Genomic DNA, 19,095 nt, shown 5'->3' with positions numbered 1-19,095 from the left:
ATGCCGCACCGCACGACTGCGCTCCTGTGGCGCGCCCTTCTCGCGGCCGGACTCGTCTGCGCCGTGGGCCTGTTGCCCTGGCTCTCGCACACCGACCCGGCGCTCACCGTACTCAAGGCACGCTCGGCGGACCGCGACCCCGACCCCGAGGTCCTCACCGCGATCCGTGCGCAACTCGGCCTCGACAACGGCCCGTTGCGCCTGCTCGCCCAGTGGCTCGGCGGCCTCCCGCGCGGCGACGCCGGCCGATCGTGGATCTCCGGCACCGAGGTCATGCCCGGAGTACTCCAAGCCCTGGGCGCGTCCCTGCTGTTGATGGGCGCGGCACTCGCGGTGGCCGTGGTGACCGCAGGGGCGGTGTGCGCGGGCACGCTGCGGCGCGGCGGTATTGCGATGGAACGGTCCAGCGGCAGCGGCAGCGGCAGCGGTGGGGCGGGGCGCACTGCGCTGCCGGGGTTTCTCGGGCGGCGACTCGGTGGCGGCGGTGCCACGCCACGTGCTGCCCTGCTGCGGCTTCTCGGGCGGGGACGCGCAGCTCGTGTCGCAGAGCGGCCCGGCGGTGCCGATGGTGTGGTTCGTCCTGTGCTCCCTGTGCTCCCTGTGCTCACCGGGGTTCTCGCGGGGCAGCGCAGTGGCCGGCCCGCGGGGCGCTCCGACGAGGGCGGCGGCAATGGTGGCGGCGGTGGCGCCGTTCTCAGCGCTCCGCCGGGGCGTCCCGTGCGGCGGCGCGTCGGTCGTCCCGCAGGTCACCCCACCGGCACCGCCTCCGCCGCCCTGGCCGCCCTCCCCGAGTTCCTCACCGCGTCCGTGCTCGCCACCGTCGTCGGGGTGCAGCTCGGGTGGCTGCCCGCGCTCGGGTGGTACGGGCCGCGTTGGACCGTGCTGCCCGCCCTCGCCCTCGGGCTGCCCGCCGGAGCCGTGCTCGGGCGGCTGCTCGACGATCTGCTGCCTGGTGCCTTTGCCGAGCCGTGGGTGCGGGCCGCCGTCGCGCGTGGGCTGCCCGGGCGACGGATCGCTCGGCAGGCCGTGCGGCGGTGTCTGCCCGGACTGCTGCCGAACCTGGGACTGTTCGTCGTCGGGCTGACCGGCGGGGCCGTCGCCGTCGAGCAGGTCTTCGACATCCCCGGCCTCGGGCGCACCACCCTCCAGGCCGCCTTGGCCCAGGACCTGCCCGTCCTCCAGGCCGGCACCCTCGCCCTCCTCCTGCTCGCCGCCCTCGCCGCCGGACTCTGCCGACTTGCCACCCGCCTCCTCTCCGGACCGGCATTGCGAGCCGGGGCCCTACCCTCCCTGCACGGGCCCGCCCCAACACCCCGACGGATTCCGCCACTTGTGTACGGCGCCCTCCTCCTCGGCGTTCTCGCGCTCGGGCTGCCCCGCGACCCCCTCGTCCTGAACACCGGACTGCGCCTCCAACACCCCACCTGGGCGCACCCGTTCGGCACCGACGCGCTCGGCCGCGATCTCCTCGCGCGGATCGCCCACGGTGCCGTCGACACGCTCCTGCTCGCCCTCGGGATCAGTGCCGTCGCGCTCCTCACCGGCGTGCTGCTCGGACTGCTGCCCCGGCTGTCCGGGCCGCTCGTCGACACGGTGAACGCCGTACCGCCCGTCCTCGCCGCCCTGTTGGTCACCGCCGTGGCCGGTGGCGGGAGCGGTACGCCCGCCCTCGCCGTCGCCCTCCTGGCCTGGACTCCCCTCGCCGCGCACACCTCCGCACTGCTGCGGCAGGAGCGCGCCGCCCTGCATGTGAGCGCCACCCGGGGCCTGGGCGCGGGCCGTTGGTATCTCCTGCGCCGTTCGCTGCTGCCGGCGGTCCTGCCGCCCGTCATCAGGCACGCCCTGCTCCGTCTGCCCGGTGTCGCCCTCGCCCTCGCCTCGCTCGGCTTCCTCGGCCTCGGTGCCCAACCGCCCTCCCCGGAATGGGGTTTGCTCCTCGCCGAGAACCAGCCCTACGCCGAACGCGCCCCCTGGGCCGTCCTCGCCCCCGCGGCCGCACTCGCCCTCCTCGGAGCCCTCGCGGTGACGGCGGCGGGCAGCCTACGAGCCGTAGGGCAAGGGGAGTTGACGGCCCGGTGAGTACGGCGGCCGTCGTACGGACTCCGCTTCCGCCGCTGCTCCGGCTGCTGATCCTCACTCAACTCGCCTTCAACGTCGGCTTCTTCGCCGTGCTGCCGTTTCTCGCCGAGCACTTGGCGGACGTGATCGGCATGGCGGGCTGGCTCGTGGGGCTGGTGCTGGGGCTGCGGACCTTCAGTCAGCAGGGGCTGTTCGTGGTGGGCGGGGCGCTGGCCGACCGGTACGGGGTGCGGCCCGTGGTGCTCGCCGGGTGCGTGCTGCGGATCGCCGGGTTCAGCTGGCTTGCGTATGCCGAACGGACCTTGGCGGTCTTCGGGGCCGTACTGCTCATCGGGTTCGCCGCCGCACTGTTCTCACCCGCCGTCGAGTCGGAGGTCGCGCGACAAGCCGTCGAGTGGGAGAAGGCGGGCGGTGGTCAACGGGCGCGCGTGCTCGCGCTGTTCACCGTCGCGGGTCAAGTCGGGGCGTTCGCCGGGCCGTTGCTCGGTGCGTTGCTGCTCTCGGTGGACTTCCGGGTGGCGTGTCTCGCCGGGGCCGGGATCTTCGTGCTCGTGCTCGCGGGGCACGCCTGGCTGCTGCCGCAGCACATTCCCGGGCGGACGCGCGTCACGGAGAAGGGCGGTGCGCGGGCCCTCGTACGCAACCGGCCCTTCCTGGCGCTGTGTTGTGCCTACGGTGCCTATCTCCTCGCCTACAACCAGCTCTATCTGGCCCTCCCCGAGGAGGTCGAGCGCGCGGCGGGCTCGCAGGCGCCGCTGGCCTGGCTGTTCGCGCTGTCCTCGCTGCTCGTGGTGACCGCGCAGCTGCCGGTCACGCGGTGGGCGGGGGAGCGGCTCGATCCGCGCCGGTCCATGGCGGCCGGGCTGTTGCTGATCGCCGTAGGATTCGCGGCCGTCGCGGTGGCCCGGCCCGCCCAACTCGACGGCACGAAAGGGCTGTTGCCCGCCACCGTCCTCGTCGTGCTGCTCACCCTCGGCCAGATGCTCATCGCGCCCGTCGCCCGCGCCTGGGTCCCGGACCTCGCCGAACCCGGCCGCCTCGGTCTCTACACCGGGGCCCTGTCCTCCGTCTCCGGGCTGATCGTCCTCCTCGGCAGCGCGGCCACCGGCACGCTCCTCGACACGGGGTTGCCCGCGGCCGTTCCGTGGCTGGTGCTGGCCGCCGTACCGATGGCGGCGATCACGCTGCTGCCGCGCGCGGGAGCCCCGGCGGCCGTGTCCCGGTAAGCGCCCCGGCCGCCGTATCCCGGTAAATCGACGCATCCGCGCACGAGTCCGCCCACCCGCACTGAACGCCCCACGCGTCACCGCCGTACCAAGCCATGAACCAGATATGAGCTGCCCCCTAAACAGCCATCGACGGCAACGGCGGCAGCTGCCCGTGGGAGGATCCGTCACCATGAGCGCATCCCCGGCGGTACGGAGCCTGCGCGCCGCGGTGTTCGCCGCGGTGTGTGTGTTGCTGGCTGCCGCCGGGCACGGGCTCGCCACCGGCGCGACGCCCCCGCCGTGGGCGGACGGCGTCGGGTTCCTCGCCGTGTTCGGCATGGGGTTCCTGCTCGGCGGGCGGGAACGGTCCATGCCCGGCATCGGCGCCGCCATGCTCGCCACTCAGGCGGGGCTGCACTTCGGCTTCGACCTCGCGCGGCCCCGGGCCGGGATGGCGATGGCCGGGATGGCGCACATGTCGGGGCACGGCATGGCGTCCATGCGGCAGACACAGGCGATGACCCCGCACGCCGTGGCCGCGCATGTGGTCGCCGCTCTCGTCGCGGCCTGGTGGCTGCGGCGCGGGGAGGCCGCGCTGTGGTCGCTGCTGCGCTGGGCCGTCGCCTTCGTACCCGGACTGGTCGCCTGGTGGCGGAACGCTCCCGCACCCCTGCCCGCCCGTACGGTGGGCCCCGGCCGCACCGGCGCCGACGCGGCTCCCTTCCGTCAGCTCCTCCTGCGGCACGCGGTCAGCCGCAGAGGGCCACCGGCCCCGATCCCGTACCCGGTCTGAGCAGCCAACTTCCTTTTCCCGTACGGAGATCGCCTCACCATGTCCGCATACCGCACCACCCTGCGCCGCGCAGGCACCGTCGCCGCGCTCGCCACCGCCGGAGTCCTGGCCGCCGCGGGCGTCGCCTCCGCGCATGTGACCGTCCACCCCGAGAGCTACGCCAAGGGAGCCACGGACGGTGTCATCACCTTCCGGGTCCCCAACGAGGAGGACAAGGCCAGCACCACCAAGGTCCAGGTGTACCTGCCCACCGACCACCCCGTCCTCGGCGTGCTGGTCACCCCGCAGAACGGCTGGACCGCGAAGGTCACCACCAGCAAGCTCAAGACGCCGGTCAAGACCGACGACGGCACCATCACCGACGCCGTCTCCGAGATCACCTGGACCGGCGGGAAGATCGGCGCCGGACAGTTCGAGGACTTCAACGTCGCCTTCGGTCAACTGCCCGACGACACCGACCAGTTGACGTTCAAGACGCTCCAGACCTACTCGGACGGCAATGTCGTGCGCTGGATCGAGGAAGCCGCCGCGGGCGACGACGAACCGGAGAACCCGGCGCCCGTCCTCAAGCTCACCGCCAAGGAGAGCGAGGACGGCGACGACACCCCGGCCGCCTCGACCTCCACGGCGGCCACCGCCACGAAGACGACGTCCGCCTCCTCGTCGAGCGGTTCGAGCAGCGACTCGACCGCCCGCGGGCTCGGCATCGCCGGCCTGATCGTGGGCGTCCTCGGCCTCGCGGCCGGCGCCTTCGCGGTCGTCCGCAGCCGCGCGCCACGGTCGTAGCCGCCGTAGCGCTCAGGTCGTACGGGTAGTACGGCAAACCGAAGGGCCCGGATCCACCGTCTGGTGGTCCGGGCCCTTTCGGTACGACCGGTGCTACTGGGAGACCAGTTCTAGGACCTTCTCCTCGGCCGGGGCCTCCTCGACGAGGGCCGTGCGGGAGGTGCGCCACAGCCACAGGATGTCGCGGCCGAAGGACCACACCAGCGTGCCGAGCGCGAGCGCCACCACGGCGAGGTTGGCTGTGTGCGGGAGCAGGTCCGAGCCCGCCAGCAGCAGGAGGATGCCCTGGGTGGCGGCCACCGTCTTGCGGGCGGTGCTCGGCGGCAGCGGGGCGTTCAGCCACAGCCAGACGCGGGCGGCGGCCACGAAGCCGTAGCGCATGGCGCCGATCAGCAGGACCCACGGACCGAGCTGCGTCGAGACGTACACGCTGAGGACGAGGATCAGGAACGCGTCGACCTCCATGTCGAAGCGCGCGCCCAGCGCGGTGGACGTTCCCGTGCGGCGGGCGACCTTGCCGTCGACGCCGTCCAGGATCAGGGCCACCGCGGTGAGCCCGACCAGCAGGGTGACCGGGGGCGAGCTCTCGAAGGAGTCCGCGACCAGCGCGGTCACCCCGCCGACCAGGATGGCGCGGCCGAGCGTGACCCGGTTGGCCGGGCCGAAGGTCCGCGTCCGGGACTTGTGCAGGGCCTGGGAGAGCACCGCCCAGGTGGCGATCGCGAACGCCAGTCCGGTCAGCCAGCCCGCCGGGCCCATCCCGATCGCCGTACCGAGCAACGCCAGCAACAGGATCTGAACGCCCGCTCCCACAGCGGTCTCCTGCTGGACCAGCCTTGCTTCGTATGTGTTGTTCAGGGCCACCGCACACCCTCCGGCCAGATGACAGAGTCGATCAACGCCGCGTACTGTGCGCGGCCTGTGGTTACCCGTACGTGAACAGCTTCCCGATCGTTCAGGAGGATTCCGATGAAACGCACCGCCAGGGCGTTTTGGATCGGTGCACCGGGTCACGGCGAGATACGCGACGTCGTTCTGCCGGACCCCGCCGAGGACGAGGTGGTGGTCCGTTCCCTGTGGTCGGGCGTGAGCCGCGGCACCGAGACCCTGGTCTTCCGCGGGGGCGTCCCCGAGAGCCAGCACGCGACCATGCGTGGACCGTTCCAAGAGGGCGACTTCCCAGGTCCGGTGAAGTACGGCTACCTCAACGTCGGGGTCGTCGAGGAGGGCCCGGCCGCGCTGCTCGGTCGTACCGTCTTCTGCCTCTACCCGCACCAGACGCGCTACGTCGTCCCCGCGAGCGCCGTCACACCCGTGCCGGACTCGGTGCCCGCCAGGCGGGCCGTGCTCGCAGGGACGGTGGAGACCGCAGTCAACGCCCTGTGGGACGCGAGGCCGCTGATCGGCGACCGGATCGCGGTGGTCGGCGGCGGCATGGTCGGGTGTTCGGTGGCCGCGCTGCTGGCCCGTTTCCCGGGCGTACGCGTGCAGTTGGTGGACGCCGACCCGGCGCGCGCCAAGACCGCCGAGGCGTTGGGGGTCGGCTTCGCGCTCCCGGCGGACGCGCTCGGCGAGTGCGACCTCGTCGTGCACGCCAGCGCCACCGAACAGGGCCTGGCCCGCGCGCTGGAACTCCTCACGCCCGAGGGCACCGTCCTCGAACTCAGCTGGTACGGCGACCGGAAGGTGAGCCTCCCGCTCGGCGAGGCGTTCCACTCCCGCCGGCTGGTCATCCGCAGCAGCCAGGTCGGTACCGTCTCCCCGAACCGGGCCGACCGCAGCTACGCCGACCGTCTCGCCCTCGCCCTCGATCTCCTCGCCGACCCGGCGCTCGACGCGTTGGTCACCGGGGAGAGCGACTTCGAGGAGCTGCCGGACCTGCTGCCGAGACTCGCCTCCGGAGAGATTCCGGCCCTGTGTCACCGGGTGCGATACACCGACATCGGTTGAGAATCGTTCAATCCGTTACGACAAGCGCGTCTGACCTGAGAAAAGAGTGAGAGAGGGCTGAACAGGGGGAGGCGTGCAGCCGTACTACACGGCATCCCCCGGCAGGGATCAGCCGGGGGACCAGACGCGCCGCACCTGGAGGGTCGTCCGTTGTTCAGCATCACCGTCCGCGATCACATCATGATCGCCCACAGCTTCCACGGCGAAGTGTTCGGCCCCGCGCAGCGTTTGCACGGAGCCACGTTCCTGGTGGACGCCACCTTCCGGCGCGCAGAGCTGGACGACGACAACATCGTTGTCGACATCGGACTGGCCACCCAGGAACTGGGCGCCGTCGTCAGCGAGTTGAACTACAGAAACCTGGACAACGAGCCCGATTTCGCGGGCGTCAACACCTCCACCGAGTTCCTGGCGAAGGTCATCGCCGACCGGCTCGCCGAGCGGATCGAGAAGGGCGCGCTGGGCGAGGGCGCCCGCGGCCTGGCCGCACTCCAGGTCACCCTGCACGAGTCGCACGTCGCCTGGGCGAGTTACGAGCGTGCCCTGTGAGCGACGTGACCATCGACCGCGCCCCCTCGCTGGGATTCCTGCCCGCACAGCGCGCGGCCTCCCGGAATGCCGAGATCATCCCCATGTCCCTGCGCGCCGTGCACTTCGTGATGCCGGGCGGCGTCGACGACCTTGCCGCGCCGAGCGGCGGCAACGCCTACGACCGGCGGGTCAGCCTGGACCTCCCCGGCTTCGGCTGGCAGGTCCACAAGCACGCCGTCGACGGCGAGTGGCCCCGGCCCGGTGCCGCCGCCCGCGCGGAACTCGCCCGGGTGCTGCGCGAGTTGCCGGACGGCGCCGCCGTACTCCTCGACGGGCTCGTGGCCTGCGGAGTCCCCGAGATCGTCGTCCCCGAGGCCGACCGCCTCGGCCTCGCCGTCCTCGTCCACCTCCCGCTCGGCGACGAGACCGGCCTCGAAGCCGCCGTCGCAGCCGAGCTGGACGCCAAGGAACGCACGGTCCTGCGGGCGGTGTCGGCGGTCATCGGCACCAGCGACTGGGCGGTCCGCCGCCTTGTCTCCCACCACGGCCTGGCCCCCGACCGCGTCCATGTCGCCACCCCCGGCGCCGACATCGCCCCCCTCGCCTCCGGCACCGACGGCGTCTCCCGGCTCCTGTGCGTCGCCGCTGTCACCCCGCGCAAGGGCCAGCACCGGCTGATCGAGGCGCTCGCCGCCGCGGCCGACCTGCCGTGGACCTGCACCTGCGTCGGCGGCCTCGGCAGCGACCCCGAGTACGTCGACCATCTGCGCGGCCTCATCAGGCAGTACGGCCTCCAGGACCGGCTGCACCTCGCTGGCCCGCAGGCGGGCGCCCAGCTCGACGCCAGCTACGCGAGCGCCGACCTCATGGTGCTGATGTCGTACGCCGAGACCTACGGCATGGCCGTCACCGAGGCCCTCGCGCGCGGCATCCCCGTGCTGGCCACGGACGTCGGCGGACTGCCCGAGGCGGTCGGCCGCGCCCCCGACGGCGGGGTGCCCGGCATCCTCGTCCCGCCGGAGGACCCGGCCGCCCTCGCCGTCGAACTGCGCGGCTGGTTCGGCGAGGCGGACGTACGCCGACGGTTGAAGGCGGCGGCGCGCGGCCGGCGCGCGGCCCTGGACGGGTGGGCCACCACGGCCCGCAGCCTCGCCGGTGTGCTCACCCGGCTCCCCAGCGAATCCCGGAGGGCGGCATGAGGAAGACGGCGACCACCTCACCGGCGACGGGACAGCGCATCCCGGCGCAGCCGGGACCCCGGGGCGTACCGCTGGGGATGCTCGTGCCCCCGGCGCAGACCGCAGTGGAGGACGTGATGGCGGGAACGGCTTCGGCGGATGCCGACGAGCAGGCCGGGCACGGCGGTGTGATCCCCGGCGCCGGACCCGCGACCCGCCCCGGCGAGCGGGCCACCGTACGGCTGCGGGACGTCGGCCCCGACGACCCGCCGCGCTACGCGCCCGAGTGGCTGGAGCTGCGCGAGGGCGCCGACGCCGTCGCGCGGGCCCCCGAACTCCTCGACCCGCTGCGCATCCGGCTCGCCAACCTGCCGGGAAAGTCCGGGGTCGTCATCCACGACCTGGGCTGCGGCACCGGCTCGATGGGACGCTGGCTCGCCCCGCGCCTGGACGGCGCCCAGCACTGGATCCTGCACGACCGCGACCCCTACCTCCTGCACTTCGCCGCCGTCGCCTCCCCGCGCGCCGCCGCCGACGGCAGCCGCGTCACGGTCGAGACCCGGCGCGGCGACGTGGCCCGGCTGACCCCGGACGCGCTGGTCGGCGCCTCGCTGGTGACGGCCTCCGCGCTCCTGGACGTCCTCACCCGCGAGGAGGTCGACGCGCTCGTCACCGCGTGCGTCGGCGCCGGCTGCCCCGCGCTGCTGACCCTCTCCGTCGCCGGACGGGTCGAACTCACCCCGGCCGACCCGATGGACGCCGAGATCGCCGACGCGTTCAACGCCCACCAGCGGCGCGACGGACTCCTCGGCCCGGACGCCGTCACCGTGACCTGCGAGGCCTTCGCCGCGCACGGCGCCACGGTCCGCGTCCACCCGAGCGCCTGGCGCCTGGGCGCCGACGACCTGGCGCTGACCGCCGAGTGGCTGCGCGGCTGGGTGGGCGCGGCCGTCGAGGAACGACCGGAACTGAAGGAACGCGCCGACCGCTATCTGCGCGACCGTCTCGCGGCCTGCGCGGCGGGGGAGTTGACCGTGCTGGTCCACCACAGCGACCTGCTGGCGCTGGCCCGGCCCACAGGGGGAGCGTCATGAGCGTCGAGACGATGAGGACGGTCGCACCGCGACCGGGCACCACCAGGCGCCGGGTGCGCGTCGAGCGGACAGCGCCGGTCGCCCTCGAACTGCGTGCCCCGGCCACAGTCGAGGAGGTGCGCAGGCGGCCCGCGCACACCCCGCCGCTGCACAGCGCGGCCGTCTCCGGCGACCGTATCGGAGTGATCGTCGCCGCACCCCGCCCCGGCACCGACCGCGCCCGGAGCGCCCGCCGCGTCCTGCGCGCGATCCTGACCCGGGTCAACTCCCGTGCGGTACGCACCCACTTCGGCTCGGTCGCCGGTCTCGCCATCCTCGGTGTCCTGCTGTGGCGCCTGGGCACCGGCGTCTTCCTGGACGGCCTGCGCCGCATCGACGCACCGACGCTGCTCATCGGTCTCGCGATCGGGGTCGTCACCACGGTGTTCAGCGCCTGGCGCTGGGCGCTGGTGGCGCGCGGACTGCGCATCAAGCTGCCGCTCGGTCCGGCCGTCGCCGACTACTACCGCGCCCTGTTCCTCAACGCCGCCCTGCCCGGCGGCATCCTCGGCGACGTGCACCGCGCGGTACGGCACGGACAGAGCGCCGGCGACATGGGCCGCGCCGTCCGCGCCGTCGTCCTCGAACGCGTCGCCGGCCAGATCGCCCTGGCCGTCGTCGGGGTCGGGGTCCTGCTGGGCCTGGACTCCCCGGTGATGGCCGACGCCCGCAGCATCGCCCCGCTCGTCCTGCTCGGCGCCGTCGGAACGCTCGCCGTCGTGGCCGCCGTACGGATGAACCGCCCGCCCACCGCCACCCGCCGGAGCCGCGCCCTGCGCACCACCCTCGACGAGATGCGCGCCGGACTCTTCTCCCGCGCCAACTGGCCCGGCGTCGCGCTCTCCTCGCTGGTCATCCTGGCCGGCCACCTCGCGATGTTCGTGGTCGCCGCGCACGCCGCCGGATCGTCCGCCACCGTCGGCCAACTGCTCCCCATCGCGGTCCTCGCGCTGGTCGCCATGGGCCTCCCGCTGAACGTCGGCGGCTGGGGCCCCCGCGAGGGCGTCACCGCCTGGGCGTTCGGCGCCGCGGGCCTCGGCGCCAGCAGCGGACTGTCCGTCGCCGTCATCTACGGCGTCCTCAGCTTCGCCGCCGCCGTGCCCGGCCTGTTCGTGCTGGTCGCCCGCTGGTACACCGGCCTGCGCACCGCCGGGCCCGGCACCGCCGTACCGGACCCGGCAGCCGCTCAGGAGTCCGCGGTCAGCACCGAGAAATACGCGCCGAAGGAATCGGCGAGGCTCGCCAGCAAGGCCTTCCCCTTTTCCGCCGAGCCGAGCGACGGGCGCCCGATGACGCCCGACTCGGTATAGCCGGCCATACCGAGCGTCAGAAGATGACGGCGGTCGTCGGCGACGAAATCGGAGGTCTCATAACCGGGACGGATCAATTCGGGATGAGCGTGCAGAAGAATGGAGGTCTCGATTTCCCCCGCGTGCATATCGGTGAGCAGCGAGGTCAGTACCCCGGCCCGCTCCCGCGCCGCCTCCCAGTCCTCGGCGGCCGGGAACAGCGCCATCCGCTCACCGCGGGCGGAGGACTCCTGAACGACGTTGCCCAGTACGTAGTTTCCGCCGTGCCCGTTGACCACCACCAGGGCCTTCACCCCCGAGCGGCGGAGCGAGTCCGCGATGTCCCGCACCACCGCATGAAGGGTCACGGAAGAGATGCTGACGGTCCCCGGCCAGGCCGCGTGCTCCTGCGAGCAGGCGATCGTCACCGGCGGCAGCAGGTGCACCGGGTACGCCGCGGCGATCTCCCGGGCCACGGCACAGGCGACGAGGGTGTCGGTCGCCAGGGGAAGATACGGGCCGTGCTGCTCGAAACTGCCGACCGGAAGGACCGCGACCTGTGCCGAGACACCTGCCCCCCTAGCCCGTACGTCCTCCGTGGTGTCCGCCGGCACCAGTCCGTATGCCGCCGTCCGTGAGCCCGAACCATTCATTGTTTCACGGCCTTTCGTCTCTGCTTAGGAACCAGATCATGACAGAAAACATTGGCGTACTCGGCAAGCAGAAGTCCGCGCAGCCCAGGGGCGCGGAACGCGTCGTGAATGCTCCGTTGCCCACCGTGTACGGCAAATTCCAGGCGATCGGTTACCTGGACCACGACCGCGGTGACGAGCAAGTGGCCCTGGTCTACGGCGACATCGGCACGGACGACGTACTCACCAGGCTCCACTCGGAGTGCCTGACGGGCGACGCCTTCGGCTCGCAGCACTGCGAGTGCGGCGACCAGCTGGACGCGGCGATGCGGGCCGTGGTCGCCGAAGGCCGGGGCATAGTCGTCTACTTGAGGGGTCACGAGGGCCGCGGCATAGGACTGCTCGCCAAGCTGCGCGCGATGGCGCTCCAGGCGGAGGGCCTCGACACCGTCGAGGCGAACCTCGCCCTCGGCCTGCCGGTAGACGCCCGCGACTACGGCGTCGCCGCCGAGATCCTGCACGACCTGGGTGTGGCGAGCGTCCGCCTGCTCTCCAACAACCCGCGCAAACGAGAGTCGTTGCTGGAACACGGCATCAAAGTCACCGAAGAAGTGCCGCTGTTGATCGAGCCCTGCGAGAACAACATCACCTACCTGCGCACCAAGCGCGAGCGCCTGGACCACCGCCTGCCCCATCTGGACGCGGTGGCGCACTGGTCCTGATTCCGGTGAGCGGCATCCGGACAGGAAGAGGGAATGACCGAAGACGTCCTCTTCCTCTCCGGCGACCGGGTCGCTGAACCGCACGTCCCCCACAACAGCGCCGGACCCGGCATCCAGGACCCTGCCGCGGCCCGGGCCGTCACCGGCGCGCCCCAGAAGGAGCGCCCGTGAAACGTCAGGCCGAGGTTGTCGTCGTCGGTGGCGGGGTCATCGGAACCAGCATCGCCTACCACCTGGCCCGGGCGGGCGTCAGAGACGTGGTCCTGGTCGAACGGGACGAACTCGCCGCCGGGTCCACCTCCAAGGCGGCCGGCGGGGTACGGGCCCAGTTCTCCGACGTGCTCAACGTGCAGCTCGGCGCCCGCAGCCTGGAGGCCTTCGACCGCTTCGAGGAGGACACCGGCCACGACATCGGGTTACATCGCGTCGGCTACCTGTTCCTCCTGTCGAGGCCCGAGGACGTCGCCTCCTTCGAGGCGGGCGTCCGGCTCCAGAACTCCCTCGGCGTGCCCAGCCGCCTGATCGACCCGGCCGAGGCCCGCCGCCTCTCCCCGCTGATCGACACCGAGGGCCTCATCGCCGCCGCGTACTCGCCCGACGACGGCCACTGCACCCCCGAGGCCGTCGTCCACGGCTACGCCTCCGCCGCCCGCGCACACGGCGCGACGATCCTGCGCCACACCGACGTCACCGGCATCGAGACCTACGGCGACCACGTCACCGCCGTGCTCACGACCCTCGGCCGCATCGACACCGACACGGTGATCTGCGCGGCCGGCGCCTGGTCGAAGGCCGTCGGCGCGATGGCCGGCGTCGACCTCCCCGTGCGGCCGCTGCGCCGCCAGATCGCCGTCACGGAACCCGTCCCCGGGCTGCCGGCCGTGCTCCCCATGACGATCGACTTCACGACGAGCCTCTACTTCCACACCGAGGGCCCCGGCCTCCTCGTCGGCATGTCCGACCCCGACGAGCGTCCCGGCTTCGCCACCGACACCCACGACCGCTGGATCCCACGCCTCACCGAGGCCATGCGCCGGCGCGCCCCCGGCCTCCTCGACCTGCGCCGCACCGGCGGCTGGGCGGGCCTCTACGAGAACACGCCGGACCACAACGCCCTGATCGGCGAAGCGACTTCGGTCTCCCGCTTCCTCTACGCGACGGGTTTCTCCGGCCACGGTTTCCTCCAGGCGCCGGCGGTCGGCGAGGTGATCCGCGACCTGTACCTCGGCCGCGTACCCTTCGTGGACGTCAGCCCCCTGAGCGCCGGCCGGTTCGCGGCCGACGCCCCGCGCCCGGAGGACAACCTGGTATGACCGAGCTGCATCTGTGGCTGCGCCACGAGTCCCGCACGACCGAGCGCCGCACCCCGGTCGTCCCCGCCGACGCCCGCCGGCTCGTCGAGAGGGGCGTGACCCTCACGGTCGAGGAGTCCCCGCAGCGGATCTTCCCGATCCAGGAGTACGAGGCGGTCGGCGCGAAAGTGGTACCCGCGGGCTCCTGGGTGTCGGCGCCGAAGGACGCGGTGATCCTCGGCCTGAAGGAACTCCCTGACGATCCCGTCGAGTTGACGCACCGTCATATCTTCTTCGGGCACGCCTACAAGGGCCAGCCGGGCGCGATCGACCTGCTGCGCCGCTTCGGCACCGGGGGCGGCGCGCTGCTCGACCTCGAATACCTGGTGGACGACACCGGCCGCCGCCTCGCCGCGTTCGGCTTCTGGGCCGGCTACCTGGGCGCCGCCCTCGCCGTCCTCCAGCACCGGGGCAGGCTGGTCGCACCTCTCACACCCACGTCGAAGGAGGAGCTGGACGAGACGCTCCAACCCGCGGCCGGGGACGAGGAGTTCACCGCGCTGGTGATCGGCGCGCTGGGCCGCAGCGGCCGGGGAGCGCGGGCCGCGTTCGCCGCGGCCGGGATCGAGCCGACGAGTTGGGACCTGGCGGAGACCCGGAACCTGGACCGCCCGGCCCTGTTGGCCCGCGACGTCCTGGTCAACTGCGTCCTGGCGACCACCCCCGTCCCGCCCTTCCTCCGCGAGCCGGACCTCGACGACCCGAGCCGCCGCCTCCGCACGGTCTCCGACGTCACCTGCGACGTCGGCTCGCCGCTGAACGTCCTGCCGGTCTACGACCGCACCACCGAATGGGACGCCCCGGTACGGCAGTTGCACGTGAAGCCCCCGCTGGACCTCATCGCCATCGACAACCTGCCGTCCCTCCTGCCCAGGGAGTCCAGCACCGACTTCTCGGCCGCCCTGCTGCCCCAGCTCCAGGACTTCGGGACCGGCGGGGCGTGGGGGCGCTGCCTGGACCTGTTCCGCACGAAGGCCCGGGAACTCGGAATCGCCGTGGCGGAAGGGGAGTTGGGCCATGTCTGACGTGGTGCGCGCGAGCGGCACCGTGCACTGGATCGGCGCCGGGCTGTCCACGGGCAGCGGGCTCGGCCTGCTGTGCGACGCGGCCGAGCAGGTAAGGCTGTGGCACCGTACCGAGGACCGGGCGGCGCAGGCCCTCGACCAGCTGGGGCTGACGGGACGCGCGGAGCCGCGCGCCTTCGATCTCGCCGTGCTCACCGCCGAGTTGGTCCCCGGAGACGTCGTCGTCTCCATGCTGCCCGCACCCGAACACGCCGCGCTGCTGGCCGCCTGTGTCCGGCGGCGGGCCCACTTCGCCTGCTCCAGCTATGTGTCGGACGCCGTCCTCGAACAGGTGCTGGCGGCCGAACAGGCAGGCATCGTCGTCCTCACGGAGGCCGGACTGGACCCCGGCATCGACCACCTCTTCGCGCACAGCCTCGTCGCCCGCGCGCAGGAGGCGATCGGCGCGGACACGGCGGCCTCCTACAGCCTCACCTCGTACTGCGGCGGGGTCCCCGCGGTGCCCAACGACTTCCGGTACCGCTTCAGTTGGGCGCCCGCCGGAGTCCTGGGCGCGCTGCGCTCACCGGCGCGCTATCTGGAGGACGGGACGGAGACCGTCGCCGAGCGCCCCTGGGAGGTCACCCGGCCGCATGTCGTCGACGGCGAGACCTTCGAGGTCTATCCCAACCGGGACAGCGTGCCCTTCATCGAGCAGTACGGGCTGCCCACGGCCTGGCAGCCGCGCACCTTCGTACGGGGCACGCTGCGGCTGGAGGGCTGGCTGCGGGCCTGGGAGCCGGTGTTCGAGGAGCTGAAGGCGGGTGACGACACCCGGATCGCCGCGCTGGCAAGGGAGTTGGCGGCCACCTACCCCACCACGGAGGCCGATCACGACCGGGTCGTCCTCGCCGTGTCGCTCGACGTGCGCGGCGACACGGGCCGTACCTGGTCCGGGAGTTGCCTCCTCGACCTGGTGGGCGACGAGGAGGAGAGCGCGATGGCCCGCTGTGTCTCGCGCCCCCTGTCCCTCGCCGTCCGGCACATCCTCGGCGACGACCTGCCGTCCGGCCTGAACCGGGCCGCCGAGACGGCGGACCGGTCACGGGAGTGGCTCAGCGAACTGGCGGGGGAGGGGCTGGAGTTCACCCTGCGGGTGGATCGATGAGCGGGCGGTCGCGGCTCAGCCCGTGACCGCCTCGTGCACCAGGTGCTTCAGCTCGGGCATGATCTTCAGTGAGGACTTCGGCCGCAGCTGGGTCATGAACTGCACGGTCAGGTCCCGGCTCGGGTCCACCCAGAACGTCGTCGTCGCGACCCCGCTCCACCCGAACGTGCCCAGCCCCGCCGGGGCCTGGGTGCGCTCGGGGTCGACGACCACCGAGACACTGAGGCCGAAGCCGATGCCGTCGTTGCCCGGCTCCTGGTGGGCGGGGCTGCCGAAGGCGCGCATGTCGGCGCCGCCGGGAAGGTGGTTGCTGGCCATCAGGTCGACGGTCTCGGGGGCCAGCAGCCGGACGCCGTCGAGTTCGCCCCGGCGCCGCAGGAACTCCGCGAACCGGTGCACGTCGTACGGACTCGCCGCCATCCCGCCGCTGCCCGACAGGAACCGCGGCCGGCCGCCGCGCAGCGGCAGCCCGAGGATCGGCTCGATCCCGCCGCCCTCGGCGTCGCCGTACAACTCGGCCAGCCGGTCGGCCTTCTCGTCGGGGACCTGGAAGCCGGCGTCCGGCATGCCGAGCGGGCGGAAGATCCGCTCGGCGAAGAACTCGTCGAGCCGCTGCCCGGACACCACCTCCACGATCCGGCCCAGCACGTTCGAGGAGACGGAGTAGTTCCACTGCGTGCCCGGCTCGAACTGGAGCGGCAGGCTCGCGTACACGTCGATCGTCTCGGCCAGGTTGGCACCGGCCGGTACGGACGACTCCAGGCCCGCCTCCCGGTAGAGGGCGTCGACGGGGTGCGAGTGGTAGAAGGCGAAGGTCAGCCCCGAGGTGTGGGTCATCAGATGCCGGACCAGCATCGGCTGTTCGACCGGCCGGGTCTTCAGATCGGCGCCGGAACCGCTGTCGTAGACCCGCATGTCCGCGAAGGCCGGGAGGTGGTCGGCGACCGGGTCGTCCAACGAGAGCTTGCCCTCCTCCACCAGGAGCAGCGCGGCGACGGCGGTGACCGGTTTGGTCATGGAGTAGATCCGGTACAACGTGTCCGGCGTGACGGGCAGCCCGGCCGCCACGTCGCGGTGCCCGTGGGCGGTGAGGTGGGCGACACGCCCGTGACGGGCCACGGACACCAGGAAGCCCGGCAGGCGCTCCACGTCGACGTAGTGGGCGAAGTGCTGGTCCAGGCGGTCCAGCGCCTTGTGATCCAGTCCGACCTCGTCCGGGTCGACTTCTTGTCGCAGCTGTGCCATGGCTCTCCTCCGAATTGCGTTCACGAGGTGGGGTCCCGCATACCCGGCCCCGGACACCTCGGAACTCATCGTCCCGCAGGAACACCTGCGCGGTCTCCTGTAACGCCGTGATGTGTGAGCGACGCGACTGTCCGGCCGGGCAGTACGAGACACGCGAGAACACCGGTCAGGGCCACCCCGGCGAGGACGGAGAGGGCTGTTGCGGACCCGCTCGCGGCCAGCAGCGCGCTCCCGGCGGCGACCCCGAGCGTGGGCCCCACGTTCACCGCGGTCTGCTTGAGCCCGCCCGCCACCCCGGCGGACTCCACGGCCGCCGCCCGCACCACCACCTGTGTGGCCGCCACCATCACCGTCCCGAACCCGGCCCCCAGCAGGGCGAATCCCCCGCACACCGCGACCGTCCCCGAGGCCCGCGACAGCACGAGCACGGCCACCGCCACGACCACCGCCGCCGCTCCCGCCGTACGGCGCGCCCCGGCCCGGCGCAGCACCGCCGGGCACACGGGCGCCGCGAGGGCCATCGCCGCCGCCAACGGCAGCCCCCGCAGGGCGCTTTGGAACGGTCCCAGCCCCATCGCGTCCTGGAGGACATAGGTGACGACGAACAGCGCTCCGGAGAACGCGGCCGACGCTGCGAGCAGCAGACCGAGCGCCCCACGGATCGCCGCCGACCCGACGACGTCCGGCGGCAGCAGCGGATGCTCCGAACGACGCTCATGGCGTACGAAGGCGAAGCCGGCGAGCGCGGACACCACCAGCCCGACGGCCGCACCGCTCGGATCCGCCAGCGCCTGGACGAGCGCGGCGAGGGACAGCGCGAGCAGCAGAGCCCCCGGCAGATCGAACCTTACGTTCCGCGACTCCGGCCGCTCGGGCCCCTGGGCGGTGAGGGCGAGCACGCCGAACACCAGCGAGGGCACGACATGCAGGAAGAACACCGCCCGCCAGCCCACCGCGCCCACCAACGCCCCGCCCACCAGGGGTCCGGCCGCCGCGGCCACCCCGATCACACTCGTCCGTACGGCGATCGGCATGCCAAGGCGGTCGGGCGGGAACGTGGCCCGCAGCATCCCGAGCGTGGCCGGCTGGAGCAGCGCCCCGAACACCCCCTGCACGACCCGGAGTCCGATCACCCAGCCGACCCCGGGCGCCAGCCCGACCCCGGCCGAGGCGACCCCGAAACCGAGCATGCCGAGCGCGAACACCCGCTGATGCCCGTACCGGTCCCCGATCCGCCCGGCCGACACCAACAGACTCGCGACGGCCAGCAGATAGGCGGTACTCGTCCATTGGACCTGCGCCAGGGACGCCCCCAACTCCCTTTGCAGCGTGGGCTGTACGACGGTGAGCACGGTTCCGTCCAGGGCGACGATCGCGGCGCCCGCCACACTGCTCGCCAGCACGAGCCGCGGATGCGCCGTCACAGGGCGGCCTCCGGGCCGAGGTGCGCGTCGAGGGCCGACCGCAGCAGGGGTACGAAGTCGTCGTCGCCGGTGGCGAGTTGGAGACTGCCCCAGCGCCAGAGCTGGGCGAGGCCGTGCAGGTTCGCCCACAACGCGCCCGCGACCCGACGGGCGTCCAGTTCGGGACGGGCCCGTCCGACCAGCTCCACCAGCACGCCGAACAGCGGCAGGCTGGTGTCGCGCAGCCCCAAGTGCCCGCTCTCCAGCAGATCGTGACGGAACATCAACTCGTACATGCCGGGGTTGTCGAGCGCGAACTCCAGATAGGTGCGGCTCAGCGCTGTCACCTGCGCGCGCGGGCTCGCCGTACTGTCTGCGATGACCGCTGCGGCCCGCTCGCCCAGGTCGGTGAAACCGCGCCGCGCGATGGCTGACAGCAGGTCCAGGTGGGTGGGGAAGTACCGGCGCGGCGCTCCGTGCGAGACACCCGCCCGCCGGGCGATCTCCCGCAGGGTGAGCGCCTGCGCACCCTCGCTCGCCACCAGGTCCACGCCGACCTCGACGAGCCGCTCTCGCAGCCCCGCTGCCTCCGAGTCACTCATAGATACTGTCTACCAGTTGG

18 protein-coding genes and 1 pseudogene are annotated in these 19,095 nt (G+C 72.7%); 14 read left to right on the top strand and 5 right to left on the bottom strand.

Annotation, left to right across the window (positions count from 1 at the left end):
* The 4 genes from ACQHII_RS08130 to ACQHII_RS08115 all read left to right on the top strand — a co-directional run bounded on the left by ACQHII_RS08130 (nt 1) and on the right by ACQHII_RS08115 (nt 4,866).
* Nucleotides 1-2,079 carry an ABC transporter permease subunit gene (locus ACQHII_RS08130; RefSeq protein WP_427918614.1) on the top strand — a complete coding sequence of 693 codons (2,079 nt, stop codon included), beginning with the start codon at nt 1-3 and terminating at the stop codon, nt 2,077-2,079.
* A complete protein-coding gene (locus tag ACQHII_RS08125) occupies nt 2,076-3,305 on the top strand; it encodes an MDR family MFS transporter (RefSeq protein WP_427918613.1) in 1,230 nt (409 codons plus the stop codon). Before ACQHII_RS08130 ends, ACQHII_RS08125 begins: the two co-directional genes overlap by 4 nt.
* 172 nt (nt 3,306-3,477) lie before the next feature.
* Nucleotides 3,478-4,080, top strand: a complete 603-nt coding sequence (locus ACQHII_RS08120) for a hypothetical protein (RefSeq protein WP_427918612.1) — start codon at nt 3,478-3,480, stop codon at nt 4,078-4,080.
* 39 nt (nt 4,081-4,119) lie between these two features.
* Nucleotides 4,120-4,866 (top strand): YcnI family protein, encoded by a 747-nt coding sequence (locus tag ACQHII_RS08115; protein ID WP_427918611.1) that lies wholly within the window; start codon nt 4,120-4,122, stop codon nt 4,864-4,866.
* A 93-nt stretch (nt 4,867-4,959) separates the two neighbouring features.
* On the opposite strand, the gene ACQHII_RS08110 is transcribed toward ACQHII_RS08115, so the two are convergent.
* Nucleotides 4,960-5,730: a CDP-alcohol phosphatidyltransferase family protein gene (locus ACQHII_RS08110; RefSeq protein ID WP_093630208.1), complete on the bottom strand. Its 771-nt coding sequence runs from the start codon at nt 5,728-5,730 to the stop codon at nt 4,960-4,962.
* A 105-nt stretch (nt 5,731-5,835) separates the two neighbouring features.
* Between ACQHII_RS08110 and ACQHII_RS08105 the strand changes: the two genes are divergently transcribed.
* The 5 genes and pseudogenes from ACQHII_RS08105 to ACQHII_RS08085 form a co-directional block, all read left to right on the top strand.
* Nucleotides 5,836-6,816, top strand: a complete 981-nt coding sequence (locus ACQHII_RS08105; protein WP_427918610.1) for a zinc-dependent alcohol dehydrogenase — start codon at nt 5,836-5,838, stop codon at nt 6,814-6,816.
* Nucleotides 6,817-6,966: 150 nt separating this feature from the next.
* Nucleotides 6,967-7,365, top strand: coding sequence for a 6-pyruvoyl trahydropterin synthase family protein (locus ACQHII_RS08100; protein ID WP_019073017.1), 399 nt, complete (start codon nt 6,967-6,969; stop codon nt 7,363-7,365).
* On the top strand, nt 7,362-8,546 hold the full coding sequence (locus ACQHII_RS08095) for a glycosyltransferase family 4 protein (protein WP_427918609.1): 1,185 nt from the start codon (nt 7,362-7,364) through the stop codon (nt 8,544-8,546). Before ACQHII_RS08100 ends, ACQHII_RS08095 begins: the two co-directional genes overlap by 4 nt.
* Before the next feature lie 116 nt (nt 8,547-8,662).
* Nucleotides 8,663-9,619 carry a trans-aconitate methyltransferase gene (locus tag ACQHII_RS08090; protein ID WP_427925253.1) on the top strand — a complete coding sequence of 319 codons (957 nt, stop codon included), beginning with the start codon at nt 8,663-8,665 and terminating at the stop codon, nt 9,617-9,619.
* Nucleotides 9,616-10,692, top strand: a pseudogene (locus ACQHII_RS08085) (lysylphosphatidylglycerol synthase transmembrane domain-containing protein); the annotation flags it as partial. The gene ACQHII_RS08090 and the pseudogene ACQHII_RS08085, both read left to right, overlap by 4 nt.
* Before the next feature lie 152 nt (nt 10,693-10,844).
* Here the strand turns inward: ACQHII_RS08085 and ACQHII_RS08080 are convergent.
* Complete coding sequence (locus tag ACQHII_RS08080; protein WP_026179207.1) at nt 10,845-11,600, bottom strand: creatininase family protein; 756 nt, start codon at nt 11,598-11,600, stop codon at nt 10,845-10,847.
* Nucleotides 11,601-11,638: 38 nt separating this feature from the next.
* On the opposite strand from ACQHII_RS08080, the gene ribA reads away from it, so the two are divergent.
* From ribA to ACQHII_RS08055, 5 genes are read left to right on the top strand one after another with little or no spacing between them, the layout of a single operon-like run.
* A complete protein-coding gene (ribA, locus tag ACQHII_RS08075; protein ID WP_019073012.1) occupies nt 11,639-12,301 on the top strand; it encodes a GTP cyclohydrolase II in 663 nt (220 codons plus the stop codon).
* 33 nt (nt 12,302-12,334) lie between these two features.
* Nucleotides 12,335-12,472 (top strand): hypothetical protein, encoded by a 138-nt coding sequence (locus ACQHII_RS08070; protein ID WP_427918608.1) that lies wholly within the window; start codon nt 12,335-12,337, stop codon nt 12,470-12,472.
* Nucleotides 12,469-13,614, top strand: a complete 1,146-nt coding sequence (locus ACQHII_RS08065; RefSeq protein WP_427918607.1) for an NAD(P)/FAD-dependent oxidoreductase — start codon at nt 12,469-12,471, stop codon at nt 13,612-13,614. The genes ACQHII_RS08070 and ACQHII_RS08065 overlap by 4 nt, the downstream gene beginning before the upstream one ends.
* Complete coding sequence (locus ACQHII_RS08060; RefSeq protein WP_427918606.1) at nt 13,611-14,678, top strand: saccharopine dehydrogenase; 1,068 nt, start codon at nt 13,611-13,613, stop codon at nt 14,676-14,678. The genes ACQHII_RS08065 and ACQHII_RS08060 overlap by 4 nt, the downstream gene beginning before the upstream one ends.
* Nucleotides 14,671-15,825, top strand: a complete 1,155-nt coding sequence (locus ACQHII_RS08055) for a saccharopine dehydrogenase family protein (RefSeq protein ID WP_427918605.1) — start codon at nt 14,671-14,673, stop codon at nt 15,823-15,825. The genes ACQHII_RS08060 and ACQHII_RS08055 overlap by 8 nt, the downstream gene beginning before the upstream one ends.
* Before the next feature lie 15 nt (nt 15,826-15,840).
* Here the strand turns inward: ACQHII_RS08055 and ACQHII_RS08050 are convergent, their stop codons facing one another.
* The 3 genes from ACQHII_RS08050 to ACQHII_RS08040 form a co-directional block, all read right to left on the bottom strand.
* Nucleotides 15,841-17,070, bottom strand: coding sequence for a serine hydrolase domain-containing protein (locus ACQHII_RS08050; protein WP_427918604.1), 1,230 nt, complete (start codon nt 17,068-17,070; stop codon nt 15,841-15,843).
* A 65-nt stretch (nt 17,071-17,135) separates the two neighbouring features.
* Complete coding sequence (locus ACQHII_RS08045) at nt 17,136-18,494, bottom strand: MFS transporter (RefSeq protein ID WP_427918603.1); 1,359 nt, start codon at nt 18,492-18,494, stop codon at nt 17,136-17,138.
* Nucleotides 18,491-19,075, bottom strand: coding sequence for a TetR/AcrR family transcriptional regulator (locus tag ACQHII_RS08040; protein WP_427918602.1), 585 nt, complete (start codon nt 19,073-19,075; stop codon nt 18,491-18,493). The genes ACQHII_RS08045 and ACQHII_RS08040 overlap by 4 nt, the downstream gene beginning before the upstream one ends.
* Nucleotides 19,076-19,095 lie beyond the last annotated feature (20 nt).

Origin of the sequence: Streptomyces sp. cg40, from assembly GCF_050320165.1 — a bacterium.
GTDB classification, from domain to species: domain Bacteria; phylum Actinomycetota; class Actinomycetes; order Streptomycetales; family Streptomycetaceae; genus Streptomyces; species Streptomyces hokutonensis.
This window is presented reverse-complemented; position numbering and strand designations above follow the sequence as displayed.